This is a genomic window from Betaproteobacteria bacterium, from assembly GCA_016713305.1.
Classification (GTDB): Bacteria; Pseudomonadota; Gammaproteobacteria; order Burkholderiales.
In genome coordinates, this window is sequence record JADJPK010000011.1 from 41811 (window position 1) to 61464 (window position 19654).

The window sequence follows — 19654 nt, forward strand, 5'->3', positions numbered from 1 at the left end:
TCGCGGGCCATGATCCTCCGGCGTCACAGCGTCCTGCCGGGTTTCGGACTGACTCTGGGGTTCACGCTTCTCTACGTGGGCCTCATCGTCCTCGTTCCGCTCTCGGCCGCCTTCCTGAAGACGTTCTCGATGACGTGGGACGGCTTCTGGTCCGCCGTCACCGCGCCTCGTGTCCTCGCTTCCTATCGCCTCACGTTCGGACTGGCCCTCGCCGCCGGGCTGACCAACGCCGCGTTCGGACTGCTGGTGGCCTGGGTGCTCGTGCGCTACCGATTTCCGGGGCGCCGGGCGGTGGATGCCCTGGTGGATCTTCCCTTCGCGCTGCCCACGGCTGTTGCGGGCATCGCCTTGACCGCGCTGTATGCACCGTCCGGATGGATCGGCCGCTTTCTCGAACCTGTGGGGATCAAGGTCGCGTTCACTCCGCTTGGAATCTACGTGGCCTTGACGTTCATCGGCCTTCCGTTCGTCGTGCGGAGCGTCCAGCCCGTCCTGGAGGATCTCCAGCCCGAATTCGAGGAGGCCGCGGCGACGCTCGGTGCCACGCGCGCCCAGACCTTCCTGCGAGTGATCCTGCCGACGTTGCTGCCGGGCCTCATGACCGGATTCGCGCTGGCGTTCGCGCGTGCCGTCGGGGAGTACGGCTCGGTGATCTTCATCGCAGGCAACATTCCCATGGTGTCCGAGATCACGCCGCTGCTCATCATCACCAAGCTGGAGCAGTACGACTACGCCGGCGCCACGGCCATCGCCGTCGTGATGCTGATGTTCTCCTTTGGCCTGCTGCTCGCCATCAATCTGCTGCAGTGGTGGGGCGGCGCCGGGCAGGCTCGCCGTGAGTACCCTGGCTGTCGCTCTCGGCGACGAGCCGCGTGTCGTGGAGCTGCGCGCCGTGCGCCCGACAGCGGGCAGCCGTCCGGGTGCATTGCGCATCGTCCTGATCGTCGTGGCCCTGGTGTTCCTCGGGCTGTTCCTCGTCCTGCCTCTGGCGGTCGTGCTGAGCAGCGCCCTGTCGAAGGGATGGGAAGCGTATTGGGAGGCCATCTCCGAGCCCGACGCGGTGGCTGCCATTCTTCTTACGCTCGGCACCGCGGCCATCGCGGTGCCGCTCAATCTCGTGTTCGGGGTCATCGCTGCCTGGGCCATCGCCAAGTTCGACTTCGCCGGCAAGAACGTGCTGATCACGCTCATCGATCTCCCGTTCTCCGTCTCTCCGGTGGTGTCGGGCCTCGTCTACGTGCTGGTCTTCGGTCTGCAGGGGTGGTTCGGCTCATGGCTCGCGGAGCACGACCTCAAGATCATCTTCGCGGTGCCGGGCATCGTGCTGGCGACGGTCTTCGTGACCTTTCCCTTCGTCGCCCGGGAACTCATTCCACTCATGCAGGCGCAAGGCACGGAGGAGGAAGAGGCCGCCATCGTGCTCGGCGCCAACTTCTTCCAGGTGCTGTGGCGGGTGACGCTGCCGAACGTGAAGTGGTGGATCCTCTACGGCGTGATCCTCTGCAACGCGCGGGCAGTGGGGGAGTTCGGCGCGGTGTCCGTCGTGTCCGGGCACATCCGCGGTCTCACGAACACCGTGCCTCTGCACGTCGAGACGCTCTACAACGAGTATCAGACCGCCGCAGCGTTTGCCGTGGCCTCGCTGCTCACGCTTCTCGCAGTGGCCACGCTCGTCGTCAAGGGCTGGGTCGAGCGGCACCAGGCGCGTGGCGCACACCCATGAGGGACAGGAACCGACCATGAGCATCGAGATTCGCGGCGTCAATCGCCGCTTCGGAAACTTCGCGGCGCTGGCCGACGTCAACCTGGAAGTCCGCACCGGCGAACTGCTCGCCCTGCTGGGGCCTTCCGGATCCGGCAAGACGACCCTGCTGCGCGTCATTGCGGGGCTTGAGTCCGTGGACTCCGGACAGGTCCTGTTCCAGGGCCAGGACGCGACCGGCACCCACGCGAAGGACCGCCGCGTGGGATTCGTCTTCCAGCACTACGCGCTGTTCCGTCACATGACGGTGTTCGAGAACGTCGCATTCGGACTGCGCGTGCGGTCACGGGCCCGGCGGCCGGCCGAAGCAGAGATCCGCCGCAAGGTCACCGAGTTGCTGGAACTGGTGCAACTCGACTGGCTCGCCGACCGGCATCCGCACCAGCTTTCCGGTGGACAGCGGCAGCGCATCGCGCTGGCGCGCGCCCTTGCGGTGGAACCGCAGGTGCTTCTGCTCGACGAACCCTTCGGCGCACTGGATGCCAAGGTACGGTCTGAGCTTCGCCGGTGGCTTCGCCGGCTGCACGACGAGATGCACGTCACCAGCGTCTTCGTCACCCACGACCAGGACGAGGCGCTGGAGGTGGCCGATCGTGTCGTGGTGATGAACGAAGGGCGCATCGTGCAGGTCGGTACTCCGGAGGAGGTCTACGACCGTCCGGCCACGTCATTCGTGTTCCGCTTTCTCGGCAACGTGAACCTGTTCCATGGGCGCGTCGCGGACGGCCGGGCGCACGTGGGGGGTCTCGAGTTTCCGGCGGAACACAGCGCGCAGAAGGATGCGGTGCCGGCCGTCGCCTACGCGCGTCCGCACGATATCGATCTCGCGCTCCCGGATAGCGGCCAGTCGGGGATCACGGCGACCGTCGAGCATGTCACGACGATCGGTCCGGTCGTGCGGGTGGACCTCAAGCCGGAGGACGACACGGCCCCGATTCACGCGGAGCTCTCGCGCGAGCGTTGCAGCGAACTGCGCTTGCGGGCCGGTGCACGAGTGGTGGTTCGCCCGCGGCAGGTGATGGTCTACGCGGCATGACGCGCTTCGGGATCGAGAGATCGAGGCACGCCGTTCACACCGGGCTTGCGATGGAACCATCGCAAGTCAAGGCACCGGATGGAAGAGGACGTCTCGCCCCAAGCTTGCACTTCTGCAATTCCTTCTCTTGGGGGCCGAGCGGGTTCGTGCGAGCATAGGAAACCTGATTCGACGAACGGGGTTTCCCCATGAACGATCCGACTCCCGCGATCACCGCGGACGCGCAGGTGGCGCGTATCTTCGAGTGGCGCCGCGGTTTCAACACCATCCACCTGATCGACCTCGGCATCAAGCTGGGGCTTTTCGCGGCACTTGCCGAGCGCCCGGGCTCGACCGCCGAATCTCTCGCGCAAAGCCTGTCGCTTCACGGCCCGTACGTCCGCACCTGGCTCTGGACCGCCCATGGCCTGGGCATCGTGGACGCCGACGGCGACGAGCGGTTCCGTCTTGCGCCCTACATGGACCAGATCCTCGCCAATGCCACGCATCCCCGCTACCTCGGCGGTTACGTGCAGCTGGGCACCGAGGTGGCGGCGGAAGACTTCGGCCGCTGTGTCGACGCATTCCGCACCGGGCAGGTGGCGCCTTTCCAGGGCCGCGGCGAGCGGTTCGCCCGCCTCATCGCGGAGTCGACGTGGGGTTTGCAGGTCGCCACGGCCAAGAAGATCCTGCCGGGACTCGCCGGCCTCAAGGAACGGTTGGAGTCGGGCGGCACGCTGCTGGAGGTGGGCTGCGGCACGGGTAACTTTCTGGTGCAGGCAGCGAAGTCGTTTCCAGGGGCGCGCATCGTGGGCGTGGACATCGACGCCGACAGTCTTGCTGTCGCACGGCGGCGCATCGCCGAGGCGGGAGTCGAAGCTCGCGTGAGCGTGGTCGAAGGCGATGTCGGTGCCGCCGTGCCGGCAGGGAGCGCGGATGTGGCGGTGATGATCGAGGTGCTGCACGAGATCGGACCCTCGATCCGTGGCCAGGTGGTGAAGTCTGCCGCCGCGTGCCTGGCTCCGGGCGGATGGATGGCGATCGTCGACGAGACCTATCCGTCGACGCTCGCGGAATCGCGTCTGCCGGACTTCCGCTTTCCGCTCCAGACCGGCATCGAGGAACTCACCTGGGGCAATGTCCTGCCAACCCGTGCGGAACAGGAATCGCTGCTGCGCGATGCCGGCTTCGAGGCCTCGCCTGACAGGGCCCTCATCGGCGAAGGATTCACCGTCCTGACGGTCCGCAAGCCGTGAGCCGGCTCTACGACGACGTGCTCCTGGACCACATCCGGGACGCGCGCAACTATCGCGAAATGCCCGAGGCCAACCGGCGGGGCGAGGCCGTGAGTCCGCTGTGCGGGGATACGTTCCAGGTGTTCGTTCGGGTGGAGGACGATACGGTCCGGGATGTCAGCTTCCAGTGCGAGTGCTGCGGGATCTCCATGGCGTCCGCGTCGATCATGACGGACTGGATCAAGGGCAGACGTACGGACGAGGTACTGGCTCTGAAAGACGCCTTCGTGGGCGCGGTCACCGCACATCGCGAGGCATTGGGGGGCGATGCTCCCGCGGATCACACGGCCGTGCTGCGTGTGGTGCGGGCCACGTCCGGCCGCGAGGGCTGCGCCACCCTTGCGTGGCAGGCGTTGTCCTCGGCGCTGACCGGCGTGCCCCAGCCCGCCGTGACCGGCGGCGAGATCCGAGGGGAGGGGAGCCCGGCAGACGCCGTTTGAAACCTGGGATTGACGCGGCGGCGTGCCGCTCGCCCGGTCAGGAGACGAGCGAGGGGTTCGGGCCCGGGACGATGTCCGGCAGAAGAGTCCGGCAGGCGGCACCCCGAACTCGCTGCCGCGTCCGTGCTTCCATGGGGGCAGGCGTCCGTGTTCCCTTGTCGAGCCCCTGCGGGTCGAGGAGGGCGATGCGGCCGCGGGCGAGCCGGATGGCGCCGCGGCGTTGCAGGTCCCGGAGGAGCCGGCTCACCACTTCCCGCGCCGTGCTCAGTTCCGCGGCGAGCCGCTCGTGCGTGATGACGATTTCCCGGGTCGCGGTGAAGCGCTCACGCAGATACTCCGCCAACCGCTCGTCGAGACGGACGAAGGTGATCTCCTGGATCTGCTCCATCACCTGCCCGAAGCGATGCGCCAGCGCATCCATGACATGCCCTCTCAGTGCGGCATTGCACTCCACCCATTGCCGGAAGACGGATCCCTGCACGAACACGGCGTCGGTGTCCGTCTCCGCGACCGCCCTGGTGGGCGGAGTCCGGCCGAACAGCACCGTGAACAGGCACACCGGACATAACTCGCCCGGGCCCACGTGGTACAAGGTCACCTCCCGCCCGGACTCGGCCGCGACGAAGAGCCGGATGTTGCCTCTGCCCAACAGCGCCACGTTCTCGCCGCGACTGCCCAGACCTGACACCACCGTGCCCCTGGCAATCGTCACCCTTTGTGCGAAACGCAATGCATCCGCGCGAAAGGCCGGTGCCGCGTCGCGGAAGAAGGCATAGCCGTCGAGAATGGTCTGCGCAGTGTGCACCGGTCGAGCCCTGCATCTGGTTGTCCCGTTGATACCGTTCATGTGCATACCGGTTCAAAGACGCCGGTGGCCATCCGGCGGCATCGACGCTCTTCGGCACCGCTGAAGTTGCCGGGGCCGGGTGACGGGATGGCAGGCGCTCGCCGGAAGTCCGAGACGGTCCCAGGGCCGGAGGCCGTGCCCATGAGGTACCGTGACGCCACCACGCGGCAGAGCGCGGAAGCGAGGCCGGTCGGCCCCGTCGTGTGAACCGGAAAGCCGGTGGCGGGTATCAACGGCATGGACACGGAAAGAGCGGGCTGGAGAGGCTGCCGGCAAACGCCATTCCGCGAGTGTTCGGCACGGGAAACGGTATGAAGGAATGGTTCAGGACGAACTTCTAGGCGCAATTCGCTCTCAGGCCCGGTCGGATCCGGTGGAACGCGCGCTCCTGGAGCGGATCGTCCATCGCGATCGAACTGCGTTCGAGGCGCTCTACCGTCAGTATTACCGGCGACTCACCCGCTTTCTGGACCGGCTGATACGCCAGCCCGACGTGATCGAGGAAGTCCTGAACGACGTCATGTTCGCGGTCTGGTCGCGCGCATCCACGTACAACCAGGAATCCCGGGTGTCGACCTGGATATTCGCCATCGCATACCGGCAGGCGCTCAAGCGCTTGCGGGATCAGGGGGCGCCGTTCGAGGAACTCCCGGATCAGGACGACATCCCGGAGGATAGGGGCGGGGGGCCGGAAGCGCTGGCCATGCATCGGCAGTCGGCCGAGAGACTGCTGGCGGCCATGGAGACCCTTCCGGTGGAACAGCGGACCGTCGTGGAGCTCACGTATTTCCACGGGCTGGCCTATCCGGAGATCGCGAAGATCATGGACTGCCCGAACGACACGGTGAAGACCCGGATGTTTCACGCACGCCGCAAGTTGCGGCAGATGCTCGAGTAGAGCGAGCGGCCTCGAGGAGGACTCGATCCATGGCGCAGATTCTCAGTTTCGAACAGACCGCGCATGCGCGCTGCGACCGGCTGCTTCCCTGGTACGTGAACGGAACGCTGGAACCCTCCGAGCGGAGCGAAGTGGAAGCGCATCTGGCTTCCTGCGACAGTTGCTCGGCGGAGTTCGCCCGCGCCCGGGAATTTGCGCGGACGCTCCAGGCGACCGATGTGGATCCGGATTGCGATCGCGCCCTGGAACACCTGCTCGACCGCGTCGAGAACCGGGCGCGTCCCAGGGCTTTCGCCCATGGTGGCCGGGTCCTGTCGGCGTGGCGCAACCCGGCGGTCCTGCGGGGATTGGCCATTGCGCAGGCGCTCGTGCTCGCGCTGGCCATCGGTTGGATCGTGCGGCCAGTCGCTGACGCCCCTTACCGGACGCTGTCCTCGGAATCGCATGGGCCGGGAGCTCGCGCGATCGTCGGTTTCGACAGCGCGCGTCCGGAGAAGGAAATCCGCGCCGTGCTGCTGGCGGCGGGCGTTCGTGTCGTCGACGGCCCGACCCGTGAAGGACTCTACGTGGTGGAGACCGCGGCTTCCGGGCTGCCGGCGGCCGTCGCCTTCCTCGAGCGTCAGCAGGCGGTGACCAGCGTGATGTCGGTGGCTCCCCGATGAGGGTGCGATCGCTTCTGGTCGGCCTGGCCTCGCTGCTCGCGGTGCTGCTGGCAGGCTGTGCCAGCGCGCCCCCTGGCGCCGTCTCCGCGAACGCCGGTGCGGACGACCCCGACCGGCAGCTCATGCTGATGATCGACGACCGCGTGGCGCCACATTTCCGCCCGGGAGCCGGCGGAGGCGGGTACCTGGACGCCGGGAGGCGGGCGCGGGTGCTGGGCATCGCGGAAGAGATCGCCCAGGACTACGGCGCAGCCGTCATCGGCGACTGGCCGATGCCTACCCTGCAGGTGTATTGCGTCATCCTCGCGCCGGGCCCCACGGGGTCACGCGACGAGCTTCTTTCCCGTCTGCGTGCGGACCGGCGGGTGGGGTGGGTGCAGCCCGTGCAGCGTTACCGCACGCTGGGAACTGAGGACGACCCGTATTTCTCCCTGCAGGAATCGTCCCGTGCGCTGCGGCTCGATGCGGCGCACGCCATCGCCACGGGCCAACGTGTCCGGATCGCCGTCATCGATTCCGGAGCGGATGCGAGCCATGCCGACCTGGCGGGACAGCTGGAAAAGCCCGTGGACTTGATCGGCGGCGGAAATGCGGCCGAACACCACGGCACCGCCGTTTCGGGCGTGATCGCGGCCCGCCGAGGCAACCGGGTGGGCATCGTCGGCGTCGCACCGGGCGCACGGATCCTTCCCTTGAGGGCGTGCCGGGAGGGCGCCGATGGGAGTTCCGGCGCGGTCTGCACCACGTTCTCCCTGGCCAAGGCGCTCCAGCTGGCGATTCTCGATGGCGCCCCCATCATCAACATGAGTCTCTCCGGCCCGCCGGATCGCCTGATCGGAGAACTGATCTCCCGTGCAGCCGAACGGGGAACGATCGTGGTGGCAGCAGTGGACCGCCGGTCGCCCGACGGCGGATTCCCGGCGTCGCACGCGAGCGTCGTCGCCGTCGCGGGTTCGGCCCACGGCATCGCGGGTCATCAGGTGTTCGTCGCCCCCGGGGACAAGATCCTGACCACCGTGCCGGGCGATCGGTGGGCCTACCTGTCCGGAGATTCTTTCGCGGCGGCTCACGTGAGTGGCGTGGCGGCCGTTCTGCTGGAAAAGGCGCCGCGGATGCGTTCGCGGCAGTTTCTGGATCTTCTCAATGGCGGGGCGCATTCTGCGGGAACCGTCGTCGTCGATCTGTGCGTGGCGCTGTCTCGAATCAATGCGAGAATCGCATGCTCCGAAAACGCCAAGACGTCGACCGCCATTGCTGCCGCCAACTTGCCGCCGGGCTGAGAAAAAGCGCCGCGGGCCCGGGTTTGCGCCCCTCCTCGGGGTGACGAGTTTTCTCCTTCTTCTGCCTCCCGGCTTCGTTCAAGCTCAGTGGAGCGCAAGCGCGGGCGCGCTTTCCGACTTCCGTTTCCGCGGCGTTTCCCTGAGCGACCGCAGGCCTTCCCTGCAGGTATCGGGCGCCTACGACCACACCAGCGGACTGTTCGCCGGCGGGCAGGCGACCACCGTGGACGTGGGATACGACCACGAGCGTTCCCGGCTATTGCTGCTGGCGTACGCGGGTTACGCCCGGCGCCTGACCGATCTCTGGTCCGTGGAAGCCGGCGGCCTGTGGTACAGCTACCCGGACAATGCGCACACGCGCGAATCCGACTTCGGCGAAGCGTTCGCCGGAATGACGCGCGGCGCGTGGTCCGCTCGCGTCTTCCACTCGCGCGACTACCTGGGGCAGGGAAACCGCAGCTGGTATGTCCAGGCGGGTTGGGTGCATGCCCTGGCGGACGACTGGAGTCTCTTCGTGCAGGCGGGCAGACAGTGGCGGCCGGACGCCTCTGCCGCCCAGGAAGCCGCGGACGCCCATCGGCGAACCGACGCACGGGTAGGCGTTCAATATGTCTGGCGGCGGATCCAGTTCGAGGCGAGCCTGGTCGGCAACGACATCCGCGATGGCAACTGTCCCGAGACCGCCTATCGGTGCCGCACCGGCGTGACGCTCGGAGCGGCGTATCTTTTCCCTTGAAACGGCAGCGCGCGGGGTGCCGCGTACCGAACGGCACGGCTCGAGCGAGGAGGTGAGCATGGCAGCACACGACGATCGGCCGGAGACGGCCGCCTTGAACCTGCAGCGGAGAAGCACGCTGAAACGCCTGGGAGCCACCGGCGCCATGTTCGCTCTGGCGGCCTCCCCGCTCAGGTCTCCTGCCGCGCCGGAAAAGACCCGCGTGACGCTCGCGGTCGGCGGCAAGGCGACGCTCTACTACCTGCCGCTCACCCTGACCGAGCGCCTCGGGTATTTCCGCGACGAAGGGCTGGAAGTGGAGATCAACGACTTCCAGGGCGGAGGAAAGGCACTGCAGGCGCTCATCGGCGGCAGCGCCGATGTGGTGTCCGGCGCCTTCGAGCACACCATCACCATGCAGACGCTCGCGCAGAAGGTCCAGGCGTTCGTGCTGCAGGGAACCAACCCGGGTCTGGAACTGGGCATTGCCAAGGGAAAGGCCGCGGCCTATTCCTGGCCCAAGGATCTCAAGGGAATGCGCGTCGGCGTGTCGGCGCCCGGGTCCAGCACGCACATGTTCGTGAACCACCTGCTCGCTTCGGTGGGTCTCACGCCCGACGACGTGTCGATCGTGGGGGTCGGAACGGGCTCGGGTGCAGTGGCGGCGATGCGCGGCGGGCAGATCGATGCGCTGTCGTCCGTCGAACCGGTGATCAGCCTGCTGGAGAAGTCCGGTGACATCAAGGTCGTCCACGAAACCATCACGGACGAAGGCACGCGCAAGGTCTTCGGCGCGCGGCTGCCGGCCGCCACCCTCTACGCCAAGGCGGCCTACATTCGCGATCATCCGGCCACGGTCCAGGCGCTGACCAACGCCATGGTCCGCACGCTCCGGTGGATGCGAACGGCGTCGACCGAGGATGTGATGAAGACGGTCCCTCCCGAGTATCTCCTGGGCGACCGCGGGCTCTACACGGCTGCGTTCGAGCGTTTGCGCGGTGCCTATTCGCCCGACGGTCTCTTCACGCCCAAGCTCGTGGATGCGGCGTACAAGGTACTGCTCGCGCACAACACTGCCGTGCGGCGCGCGCCCGTACTGTTCCTCAACCAGACGTACACGAACGCCTTCGTGGAACGCGCTCTCGGGAAGGCCTGATGCTGGCACTGGAACTCGACCGTGTGACATGCAGGTTTCCATCGCGCAGCAGCGGCGTGCACGTCGCGGTGTCCGATGCGACGGTCCACGTGGGCGAAGGCGAGTTCGTGTCCCTGGTGGGACCCACCGGGTGCGGCAAGTCGACGCTGCTCAACGTGGCCGCGGGATTGCGTCCGCCGGCGGAGGGCGCCGTGCGTGTTTTCGGCGAGCCGCTGCGCGGCCGGAATGTCCACGCCGGCTATCTCTTTCAGGACGAAGCGCTGCTGCCGTGGCGCAGTGCCCGCGACAACGTCCTGCTGGGCCTGCAGCTGCGCGGCGTCGAGTCCTCGCAGGCGGGCGCAGCTGCGGACGACTGGTTGCGCCGGGTAGGTCTCGCCGGCCACGGCCACAAGTATCCGCACGAATTGTCCGGAGGCATGCGCAAGCGCGTCTCGCTGGCCCAGACTCTGGTGGTGGGCCCGAAGATCCTGCTCATGGACGAGCCGTTCTCCGCACTGGACGTGCAGACGCGCGCGCTCATGGAGAACGAACTGCTGGAACTGTGGCAACAGGACCGCAAGTCCGTTCTGTTCGTCACGCACGATCTCGAGGAAGCCATCGCCCTGTCCGATCGTGTCGTCGTGCTGGGCGCGGGTCCGGGCAGCCGTCCCGTCGGCGAGTTCCGGATCGACCTGCCGCGCCCACGCGATGTCGCGGAAATCCGGCTGACACCGCATTTCGTGGAACTGCATCGCGACATCTGGCACACGCTGCGGACGGAAGTCATGCGCGCTCACGAAGCCGAGGGGGCCGCGCCATGAGCCGCCGCTGGATGCCGGTGGCGCAGCTTGCATTGCTCGCCGCGGTCTTCGCCCTCTGGCACGTCCTCACGGCCACCGACGTGCTGCCGCCGTTCTTCTTCGGCGAACCGCTCGTGGTGCTGGACCGGGTCCGCGAGTGGTTCCTGTCGGGCAGCATCTATCCTCATCTGGGCGTGACGCTCGCCGAGACTGCAGCGGCCTTCGTCGTGGGGACGGTGCTGGGGCTCGCGGTGGGCCTGTGGCTCGGCCTGTCCGACACGGCAGCCCGGCTTCTGGATCCGTACATCAAGGCGTTCAATGCCATGCCACGGGTGATCCTCGCGCCGATTTTCGCGGTCTGGTTCGGCCTGGGAATGCTGTCCAAGGTGCTGCTGGGCGTGACGCTGGTGTTCTTCATCGTCTTCTTCAGCGTATTTCATGGCGTGAGAGAGGTGAATCCGGTCGTGCTGGACAACGCCCGCATGCTGGGCGCGTCGCGGCGGCAACTGCTTCGTCACGTGTACCTGCCCAGCGCCACGGCATGGGTGTTCGCGAGCCTGCACTCGGCGGTGGGCATGGCCTTCGTGGGTGCGGTGATCGGCGAATACCTCGGCTCTGCGAAAGGTGTCGGCTACCTGATCCTCCAGGCCGAGGGCGTGTTCGACATCAACACCGTGTTCGCCGGAGTGCTGGTCCTCACTGGCTTCGCGCTCCTGCTGGACCGTCTTGTCACCGTCGCGGAGCGGCGGCTGCTGCGTTGGCGTCCGGGATAGCAAGGCGGCCTGCAGGATTGAATGCCGGACCATCCCAGAGGACCGGGCCGGTCGCCTCGATGTGACAATCCTGTTGCTGTCAAATGACACGGGCGTGCGGCACCGTGCTCTTCTGCGGAACCGGCCCCAAAAACTTTGGGGCGAGTTGACGATTGCCGGGTTCTCGCGGGTCCGAGTGCACTAGAATCCGGCGCGCATCGACGGCGGTCGTCCTCTGTTACGGTTGCCAGCCCTGTTTCAAGCCCAGCGACGAGGAAGTAATCCATGAAGGCCATCAAGAAGATCCGCAAGTACATCGTCGGCCACCCGGACACCGAAGCAGCCCGGACGCTGGTGCGTCTGGTCGTCGCGCTGGAATCCGAGAACGATTTCCGGCTGCAGGAGCTCTACGACCTGGATCACGACGTGTTCGAGATGGCCCGGGACATGTTGAAGGAGTGGCGGCTGGACCGTTACTACACAGCGAAAGGCCAGTTGCTCGACGTGGCGATGCAAGTCCTCGACGAATCGTGATCCAGGGATTTGCACGCCGTGCCTCCAGCATGCCGTGACGGTGAGGGTTTTCTCCTCGGTTCGGCGCCTGACGCCTCCAGCGCCGTGGAAACCGTCTCGCGAGCGTGCCCGTCGTGAGCATCGCCGCGACTGCCAGCATCAATCGCTGGCAAGGGTGGCCTTCTTCCCCTCGGCTTGGCAGTGCCTGGCTGCCCCTGGCGTTCGCGCTCAGTTTTTCTCGTCCGTACCTTCCGCAACCGACATGACCTCGGTGCCGCTGAACGTCAGCGTGGAAATTGCGGATACGCAAGATGAACCGGTTGCCGGGTTGCCGCTGCGGATCACGTCCGCTTCGATGGCTCGCTGGGAAGCGCCCGACAGTGGCGTGACAGGCTTCACGGACGCGCGCGGTGTCGCGGAACTGAAGGTGCCAGGCGTCGTCGAGCGCACACGAGTCAAGCGGCCCACCAATTTCCTCAGCAGTCTGATGGCTCGCGCCGAAACTGCGGACCGGGTCGTGGTCGCGGTGGAGTTGCGTTACCTCGACGTGCCGTGGCTCTATGTCTACGAGCTATGCCGTTTCGGCGACGGGACGATGCTGATGCGAGGTCAGGATGTGCGGGAGAGAGATTCCGCGGGGCGATTCGTCCGGAGCGTCCCCCACGACGATCGCGGCTGGCGCTTTGCGTCGATGGGAGGCCTCGTTCTCTCGACGCCGGGCTTCGCCGTCCGGTCGTTCGATCTGTCGCAGGACCGCGTGGCAGAGGGGCAACGGTTGTCCTGGCACCTGAAGTTGGCGCTGCGGCGCGACGCGGCCCCGTTGAGGCGCTGAACGCAGATCTCCGGCAAGTGCCGAGCGTCGGCAGCCTATACTTGCGCCCGTCCACACGGTCGCAGGGAGGTGCGATGACACCCGCGCTGTACTGGTTTCTTGCCGGTCTGGTCCTCGTCATCGTCGAACTGATGACGGGGACCTTCTACCTTCTCATCTTCGGCATCGCCTGTTCTGCTGCCGCGCTCGTCGCCTATGCGGGCGGTGACTTCGCGCCTCAGGCCATCGTGGCCGCGTTCACGGCGCTCGTGGGCCTCGTGATCGTCAAGAAGCGCAAGCGTTCGCTCGAAGGACAAGGCGACGCTGCCGCGATAGACGTCGGTCAGATCGCCACGTTCGAGACGTGGCTCAATCAGGAAGGACGTCTGGCCCGGGTCCGTTACCGCGGTGCACCCTGGGATGCGGACGTGGCCGGCGCGACCGATCTGCCGGCAGGTGCCTCCTTGTTCGTGACCGCTGTCGACGGCACGCGGCTCAAGGTTTCGCAGCACCGACCGTAGTCCAATCCCGGTCCGGAGCGCAGCCGCATGCCGTGGCTGCCGGCACGGCCGACACAGGGAGGAACCCGCATGTTTCCTAAGCTCATGGCCGTGTTGATCCTCGCCGCCGTGGCCTTCTTCTTTCCGCCCACGCAGGCGCTCGCCATCCCCATATTCATCCTGGGCGTGGTGATCGTCTTCGTCGTCGAGGGCGTGCGCGTCGTGCCGCAGCAGAATGCCTGGGTCGTGGAACGGCTCGGCAAGTTCCACCGGATCCTGGAACCGGGCTTGAACATCACCGTGCCGTTCGTCGACCGCGTGCAGTACCGCCACTCGCTCAAGGAAGTGCCGCTCGACGTCCCGGAGCAGGTGTGTATCACCAAGGACAACACGCAATTGGGCGTCGATGGCCTGCTCTACTTCCAGGTGACCGATCCCAAGCTGGCGAGCTACGGCACGTCGGACTACCAGATGGCGATCACGCAGCTTGCGCAGACCACCCTGCGCAGCGAGATTGGCAAGATGGAACTGGACCGGACCTTCGAGAGCCGCGACGACATCAACCGCCAGATCGTCTCCGCGCTCGACGAGGCGGGCCGCACCTGGGGTGTGAAGGTGCTCCGCTACGAGATCAAGAATCTGACGCCGCCGGAATCCATTCTCCGCGCGATGCAGGCGCAGATCACCGCGGAACGCGAGAAGCGCGCGCTCATCGCGAAGTCCGAAGGCCAGCGGCAGGAGGAGATCAACCTCGCCGATGGCGAACGGCAGGCCAAGATCCTGCAGTCGGAAGGCGAGAAGGCCGCGGCGATCAACAAGGCGCAGGGCGAAGCGACGGCCACCCGGATGCTGGCCGATGCGCAGGCCGAAGCGGTCCGGGCCGTGGCCCAGGCGCTCGGTGCCGACGGCGGCATGAGCGCGGCCAATCTGCGCGTGGCGGAGCAATACATCGGGGCCTTCGCGCAACTGGCGAAGGCGGGGAACACGCTGATCGTTCCGTCCAATCTCTCCGATCCGGCCGCCTTCGTGGCCAGCGCCATGACGGTGCTGGACCGCGTGCGCGCCAACGGGGCTCCTGGCGAGTCGAGGAGTGCGCCCGCACGCTGAGCTCGACGCGCGGGTACGTCGGGCTCTGCCAGGCGCGCGAAAACGAGTCGTTGTCGCGGATCTCCTGGGCGCATGAATCCCGGGCGGACTGTCCCTGGGGCCTCGCGCCATGGCAGATTCGTTCAAGTCAAAGTCCGGCCGGGGTACTAGCATCTGCCGGGTCGGTCGTTCGAGGCTCGGGAGTGGCTTGAGACACGCGGCAGATGCGACCGCCGCCCTGAGCCCGACGGAGGGATGTCGGGACGGTCCCTGCGCCAACCCGCCGGCCAACCCGCCGTGTAGCGGCGCGCGGGCTTTGGTTTACACTCGGGCCCGGTTCCCGTTCCGGGAGCCGCCACCCTCTGGCGCGGCGGGAATGTTTCCTGGGCGCCGTGCCGTCGTCCGAATGGCCAAGCAGGGAAGAACCAGACCGGCAGAGCCGGGTCCCGCAGGTTCGCACGAACCGTCGAGACCGGCCCGAACCGGGCGGAGGAGCATTGTGTTGTGTCTTTGATCGAGAAGTGCGTGCGGGCGACGGCCCTTTTCCTCGCGCTCGTTGCCCTGACGGGCGAGGCGTGGTCCGCCGTCCCCGAGCTGGACATCGAATACGTGATCGGCAACCCGCGGCCGCGGGTCGCGGAGATCGGGTACAAGGAGCCCGAGACGTTCGATCCGTTCACGGACCGCCTTTACCAGGGTGGATTCCGCTACGGCGGTCCGCCGGTGGAGATTCCGCAGGAGGTCCGATATCTGAGCGCAATCGGCCGCGCCACGGCGATGAAGCGGATCCTTGCGTGCGCCGACGCGTGGTACTACCCGTTCTCCCATACCGCGGTCAAGACCGAACCCCCGGGCATCGACATCGAGATCCTGAGCCGCATCGCACAGAAGCAGGGCTGGGAGTTCTCCGTGATGTGGGCCAACACGGGCGTCTATCGCGGAGGCGTCAATCTCGCGTTCAGGCAGACCATCAACCGCGGCTTCTGCGACGTGTTCCTCGGGCTCGTGATCACCGGCGAGGACGATCACATGGAAAAGAACGCCATGGCGTTCACCAGGCCCTACATCGGCATCGGATTCGTGCTGGTGAGCAACGGGAAGGTCCCCAAGGCCCGGACGCTTGCCGATCTCAAAGGTACCGGAATCAAGGTAGGCGTTCCGGCCTACACGCCCATGTACGACAACGCCGTGTCCCTGGGCATTCCTGTCGTCACGTACTTCCAGAACAACCGCGTCATCGACGGCCTCCTGCGCAAGGAAGTGGACGCGATCATGGTGTGGGGCCCCTCCATCCCGGTCGCCAACCGTGACAAGAACGTCGAGCTCAAGATGTCGGCCGGATTCCAGCCCATGCCGGGTCAGCGGTACAACGGCGCTTGGGCGGTGAAGGCCAAGGAGACCGACTTCAAGAAGCTCATCGACGATTCGTTCGCGGAAATGCTGGCCAACGGCGAGATCCAGGCGATCGTCGAGAAATACGATGTGCCGTGGTTTCCGCCCTTTCCCGAAGGGCAGGGCAACTGAGCAGCAGTGGATCGCGTGATGCAGGTGCGCGGATCGCGAGCCGGACTTCCAACACCACCTCCGACCTAAGAGAAACGACATGTGGAACAGCTTCATTGAACTGAGCACTCTTTCCATGGGAGTCATCCCGGTGCTCGTGGTGCTCTTCACCGTGGGTCTTGCCGTGGTGATCGAGCGCCTGTGGTTCTTCCACCGGGTGCTGAATCAGGGCGCCGCCATCGAGCACGACCTCAAACGCACCGGCTATCGCGATCTGGACGGACTGCGCGCGGTTGCAGCACGCTTCCCCGGCGCGATGCAATCCGTGCTGGTGACCACGGGCGCGGATTCGCAGGCCGCCGATGCCGAGGCAGCCGAACGCCTCATCGACGAATCGATTCTCGAGGTCGTGCCGGTGATGGACCGCAACCTCTGGGTGCTGGACACCGCTGTCACGCTGGGTCCGCTGCTCGGTCTGCTGGGCACGATCTTCGGCATGATCAAGACGTTCAACGTGCTGGGCAATCAAGGCGTCGGAGCCGGCGCGGGCGCGGTCACGGGAGGCATCGGCGAAGCGCTGGTGGCCACCGGCGTCGGGCTGTTCATCGCGATCGTCGGTCTCATCTTCCTCAACTACTTCAACAAGCGCGTGCGTCTTGGCGTGCAGCAGATGGAACTCATCAAGATCACGGTCGTGAACCGCCTCCACGGCGGCGGCGCCCGCTAGGAGCTGCGCACATGCGCTCGCGCACAGACCGTTACTTCGAGGCCGACAAGGCGCGGATCGAAGTGATCCCGATGATCGACATCATGATGTTCCTGCTGGTGTTCTTCATCATGATCACGATCGACACCATCGCCGGCAGCGGCATCGCGCTGGACCTGCCCGGTTCCAAGACCACCCAGGTCATCAAGGACACGCAGATCACCATCGGCGTGCAGAAGGACGGCGCCATGTTCATCCAGGGCAAGCCGCACACGCCGGAGGAACTCACGGCACGGCTCAAGGCCGACAAGGAGAAAGGCAAGGTCGACGTCGTCATCGCCGGAGACAAGGAAGTCCCGCTGCAGAAGTTGCTCGACGTGATGGACATCGTGCGCGCCGAGGGCATCCAGTCTGTCGGTATCGCCGCTTCCAAGACGGCACCGGCCGACGCCGCTGCTACACCTGCCACGACGACGCCCGCCAAGAAATGAGCGAGACCTCGCCGCCGCGGGCTTCCGAGCCGCGGCCTCCGGGAGCGGGCCGCAAACTCCTGTCGTTTCCTCGTGCGCTGGCCATCGCCCTCGCGCTGGAGGCGGCCGTGTGGGTGTACGCGACGATCAACTGGAGCGACCTGTTTCCGCCTCCCGAACCCGAGCCCATGAAGGTCGAGTTCGTGAAGCTGCCCGAGCCTCCTCCGCCGCCTCCGCCTCCGCCGCAGCCACCGAAGCCGAAGAAGAAGAAGCCGGAACCGCCCAAACCGCCGGAGCCGCCCAAGCCGGAAGACAAGCCGCTGCCATTGCCGGAGCCGCCCAAGCCCGAACCGCCGCCACCCGAGCCGGAGCCGCCGCCCCCTCCGCCACCCCCGCCGGATCTGCCTCCGCCCGACAAGCGGGCCAAGCCGGTGAAGAAGCCGCCGGCCGTGTATCCGAAGGACGCGCTGTCGCAGGGCATCGAAGGCAAGGTGCGCGTGCGCCTGCTGGTGAGCGGTACGGGCAAGGTGCTGAAGACCGAGGTGATCGAGTCGACGCCTCCGGGCGTGTTCGACTATTCCGCCACCAAGGCGGCGAAGCACTACATCTTTCCGCCCGACGAGAACGGCGTGGAGGAATTCGAGATCGACCAGGTGTTCGTCTACCGGATCGAAGACGACCGCTATGGTCCTCAGACGGGGACGGGGCAACGACCCGAGCAGGCGCCGAGCAGAAGCCGCAGTGACCTCCCCGGGGTGTCGTTACGGCATGGCCGCGATCTACACTTGCGGCCATGGCCCAAGATGATCCGCCGCCCGATCTCGCCGCTGCCCGGAACGCGTACGACCGAAGGGAGTTCGCCCGCGCGCTGACGCTCCTCGATGCGCTTCCGGCCGGGCAGGGGCCATCGGCGGAAGCGCTCAATCTTCGCGGCAACGTCCACCTTGCGTGCGAAGAACCGGCGCGGGCGCGCAGGTGCTACGAGGCGGCACTTGCGGCCGACCCCGACTTCGCCAAGGCCCGCTTCAACCTGGGCCTCGCCTGCCTGCAGGACGGAGACGCGACCGCGGCAGGGACGCATCTCCTTGCCTCCCTGGAGCAGAGTCAGGGGACTTCCGAAGACCATCTGCTTGCCGGCAATGTGCTGCACGCCACCGGCCGCCTGAAAGAGGCAATGGACCAGTGGAGCCGCGCCGCCGAGATCGATCCGTCCCAGTTCGCCGCCTGGATCAATCTTGGCAGTCACAGCCGCGCCGCCGGGCGCTTGCCGGAGGCCATCGCCGCCCTGTCGCAAGCCGTGTCGATCGCGCCGGGCGTCGCTCAGGCCCACCTCGAACTGGGCATTGCGCTGCGCGAAGCCGGAGAGCTCGCGCCGGCCGTCGAGTCCCTGCGAACGGCAAGCGAACTGGATCCCGCGGGAATCGCGCCAACGCTGCATCTTGCCGACGCTCTTCGCCTTGTCGATCGCTCCCCGGAGGCGATGCTGCTGCTCGACGCACTGGCGTCGCAGCACCCGGGCGAGGGTGCCATTGCCAAGCTTCAGGGATTGCTCGCGCTCCAGTCCGGCCAGCGTGAAGCGGCTGCTGCGCACTATGGGCGTGCGGCGGAACTGCTGCCCGGCGACGAGGAAGTGCGTCACCTGCGCGATGCCGCAGAAGGGCGACGGGTCGACACGGCGCCCGCGGGGTACGTGCGCGCATTGTTCGACGATTTCGCCGGCCGGTTCGATGCCGAACTGGTGGATGGCCTCCGCTATGCGGTCCCCGAGGTGCTCGCATCCGAGTTGCTGCGTTGGCTGCCGGCGGAGGGAACGGGAAAGATCGTGGACCTGGGATGCGGGACGGGCCTGGTCGGAGAAGCGCTTCGCGGGTCCGGACTGCGGCTCACCGGCGTCGACCTGTCGCCCCGCATGCTGGAGAAGGCGAGAGAACGCGGCCTCTACGAGGAACTCGTGTGCGCGGACTTGCTGGGCTACCTTGCCGACGCCATACCGCAATCGTTCGTGGCTGCCACGGCCGCCGATGTGCTCATTTACGAAGGCCGCATCGAACAGGTTCTCTCCGGGTGCATGCGCGTGCTGGTGCGTGGCGGCATCGTGGCCTTGTCGATAGAGACGCACGACGAACCGGACGCGGGCATCACCGTCCTGCGGCCAAGCGGCCGCTTTGCGCACCACGCGGACACCGTGGTGGCGCGTGCCCGCGTGCTGGGTTTCGAGGTCCTGCAGCAGCACACGCTGGCGCTTCGCATGGATCAGGGGCGCCCTCTGGCCGGGGCCGTGCTGGTGTTTCGAGCCGGCGGACGCTGAGACTCCACGGGTGTCTGCCCGTGCGCAATGGCGGGTACGCCGTTTTCTGCCCGGACGCCTACTCCACGTCCGTTTCGGTTTGCAACGCAATTCGAATCGGGAGGAATGCGGATTTCGTCCGCAAATCTCCGGCACGGTTTCATTGAGGCGGAGGAC

General features: G+C 66.7%; 21 protein-coding genes and 1 pseudogene. 21 read left to right on the top strand and 1 reads right to left on the bottom strand.

Annotated elements, in window-relative coordinates; genetic code table 11:
* Window positions 1–9: 9 nt before the first annotated feature.
* The 5 genes and pseudogenes from cysT (at window position 10) to IPK20_15555 (ending at window position 4512) form a co-directional block, all read left to right on the top strand.
* A pseudogene (gene cysT, locus IPK20_15535) lies at window positions 10–813 on the top strand (sulfate ABC transporter permease subunit CysT).
* Between the two features lie 64 nt (window positions 814–877).
* The gene (gene cysW / locus IPK20_15540; protein ID MBK8017994.1) at window positions 878–1723 is read left to right on the top strand and encodes a sulfate ABC transporter permease subunit CysW; all 846 of its coding nucleotides are present in this window, start codon (window positions 878–880) and stop codon (window positions 1721–1723) included.
* A gap of 16 nt (window positions 1724–1739) precedes the next feature.
* Complete coding sequence (locus IPK20_15545) at window positions 1740–2798, top strand: sulfate/molybdate ABC transporter ATP-binding protein (GenBank protein ID MBK8017995.1); 1059 nt, start codon at window positions 1740–1742, stop codon at window positions 2796–2798.
* A gap of 188 nt (window positions 2799–2986) precedes the next feature.
* Complete coding sequence (locus IPK20_15550; GenBank protein MBK8017996.1) at window positions 2987–4033, top strand: methyltransferase domain-containing protein; 1047 nt, start codon at window positions 2987–2989, stop codon at window positions 4031–4033.
* Complete coding sequence (locus IPK20_15555; protein ID MBK8017997.1) at window positions 4030–4512, top strand: SUF system NifU family Fe-S cluster assembly protein; 483 nt, start codon at window positions 4030–4032, stop codon at window positions 4510–4512. Before IPK20_15550 ends, IPK20_15555 begins: the two co-directional genes overlap by 4 nt.
* Before the next feature lie 37 nt (window positions 4513–4549).
* Here the strand turns inward: IPK20_15555 and IPK20_15560 are convergent, their stop codons facing one another.
* Window positions 4550–5317, bottom strand: coding sequence for a Crp/Fnr family transcriptional regulator (locus IPK20_15560; protein MBK8017998.1), 768 nt, complete (start codon window positions 5315–5317; stop codon window positions 4550–4552).
* Window positions 5318–5678: 361 nt separating this feature from the next.
* Between IPK20_15560 and IPK20_15565 the strand changes: the two genes are divergently transcribed.
* The 16 genes from IPK20_15565 (at window position 5679) to IPK20_15640 (ending at window position 19498) form a co-directional block, all read left to right on the top strand.
* A complete protein-coding gene (locus tag IPK20_15565) occupies window positions 5679–6257 on the top strand; it encodes a sigma-70 family RNA polymerase sigma factor (protein MBK8017999.1) in 579 nt (192 codons plus the stop codon).
* A 29-nt stretch (window positions 6258–6286) separates the two neighbouring features.
* On the top strand, window positions 6287–6919 hold the full coding sequence (locus IPK20_15570; protein ID MBK8018000.1) for a zf-HC2 domain-containing protein: 633 nt from the start codon (window positions 6287–6289) through the stop codon (window positions 6917–6919).
* Window positions 6916–8199, top strand: a complete 1284-nt coding sequence (locus IPK20_15575; GenBank protein MBK8018001.1) for a S8 family serine peptidase — start codon at window positions 6916–6918, stop codon at window positions 8197–8199. Before IPK20_15570 ends, IPK20_15575 begins: the two co-directional genes overlap by 4 nt.
* A gap of 40 nt (window positions 8200–8239) precedes the next feature.
* Window positions 8240–8935, top strand: coding sequence for a hypothetical protein (locus IPK20_15580; protein MBK8018002.1), 696 nt, complete (start codon window positions 8240–8242; stop codon window positions 8933–8935).
* Between the two features lie 58 nt (window positions 8936–8993).
* Complete coding sequence (locus IPK20_15585; GenBank protein ID MBK8018003.1) at window positions 8994–10070, top strand: ABC transporter substrate-binding protein; 1077 nt, start codon at window positions 8994–8996, stop codon at window positions 10068–10070.
* Window positions 10070–10870, top strand: coding sequence for an ABC transporter ATP-binding protein (locus IPK20_15590; protein MBK8018004.1), 801 nt, complete (start codon window positions 10070–10072; stop codon window positions 10868–10870). Before IPK20_15585 ends, IPK20_15590 begins: the two co-directional genes overlap by 1 nt.
* Window positions 10867–11622 (top strand): ABC transporter permease, encoded by a 756-nt coding sequence (locus tag IPK20_15595; protein MBK8018005.1) that lies wholly within the window; start codon window positions 10867–10869, stop codon window positions 11620–11622. Before IPK20_15590 ends, IPK20_15595 begins: the two co-directional genes overlap by 4 nt.
* A gap of 264 nt (window positions 11623–11886) precedes the next feature.
* On the top strand, window positions 11887–12135 hold the full coding sequence (locus tag IPK20_15600; GenBank protein MBK8018006.1) for a hypothetical protein: 249 nt from the start codon (window positions 11887–11889) through the stop codon (window positions 12133–12135).
* A gap of 241 nt (window positions 12136–12376) precedes the next feature.
* On the top strand, window positions 12377–12946 hold the full coding sequence (locus IPK20_15605; GenBank protein MBK8018007.1) for a hypothetical protein: 570 nt from the start codon (window positions 12377–12379) through the stop codon (window positions 12944–12946).
* Window positions 12947–13020: 74 nt separating this feature from the next.
* Window positions 13021–13446 (top strand): NfeD family protein, encoded by a 426-nt coding sequence (locus IPK20_15610; protein MBK8018008.1) that lies wholly within the window; start codon window positions 13021–13023, stop codon window positions 13444–13446.
* 84 nt (window positions 13447–13530) lie between these two features.
* Window positions 13531–14532 carry a paraslipin gene (locus IPK20_15615; GenBank protein ID MBK8018009.1) on the top strand — a complete coding sequence of 334 codons (1002 nt, stop codon included), beginning with the start codon at window positions 13531–13533 and terminating at the stop codon, window positions 14530–14532.
* A gap of 504 nt (window positions 14533–15036) precedes the next feature.
* Entirely contained in the window at window positions 15037–16035 is a 999-nt protein-coding gene (locus IPK20_15620; protein ID MBK8018010.1) for a transporter substrate-binding domain-containing protein, read from the top strand.
* Window positions 16036–16114: 79 nt separating this feature from the next.
* Window positions 16115–16741, top strand: coding sequence for a MotA/TolQ/ExbB proton channel family protein (locus tag IPK20_15625; protein MBK8018011.1), 627 nt, complete (start codon window positions 16115–16117; stop codon window positions 16739–16741).
* An 11-nt stretch (window positions 16742–16752) separates the two neighbouring features.
* Complete coding sequence (locus IPK20_15630; protein ID MBK8018012.1) at window positions 16753–17211, top strand: biopolymer transporter ExbD; 459 nt, start codon at window positions 16753–16755, stop codon at window positions 17209–17211.
* The gene (locus IPK20_15635) at window positions 17208–18062 is read left to right on the top strand and encodes an energy transducer TonB (protein ID MBK8018013.1); all 855 of its coding nucleotides are present in this window, start codon (window positions 17208–17210) and stop codon (window positions 18060–18062) included. Before IPK20_15630 ends, IPK20_15635 begins: the two co-directional genes overlap by 4 nt.
* The gene (locus tag IPK20_15640) at window positions 17984–19498 is read left to right on the top strand and encodes a tetratricopeptide repeat protein (protein MBK8018014.1); all 1515 of its coding nucleotides are present in this window, start codon (window positions 17984–17986) and stop codon (window positions 19496–19498) included. Before IPK20_15635 ends, IPK20_15640 begins: the two co-directional genes overlap by 79 nt.
* Window positions 19499–19654 lie beyond the last annotated feature (156 nt).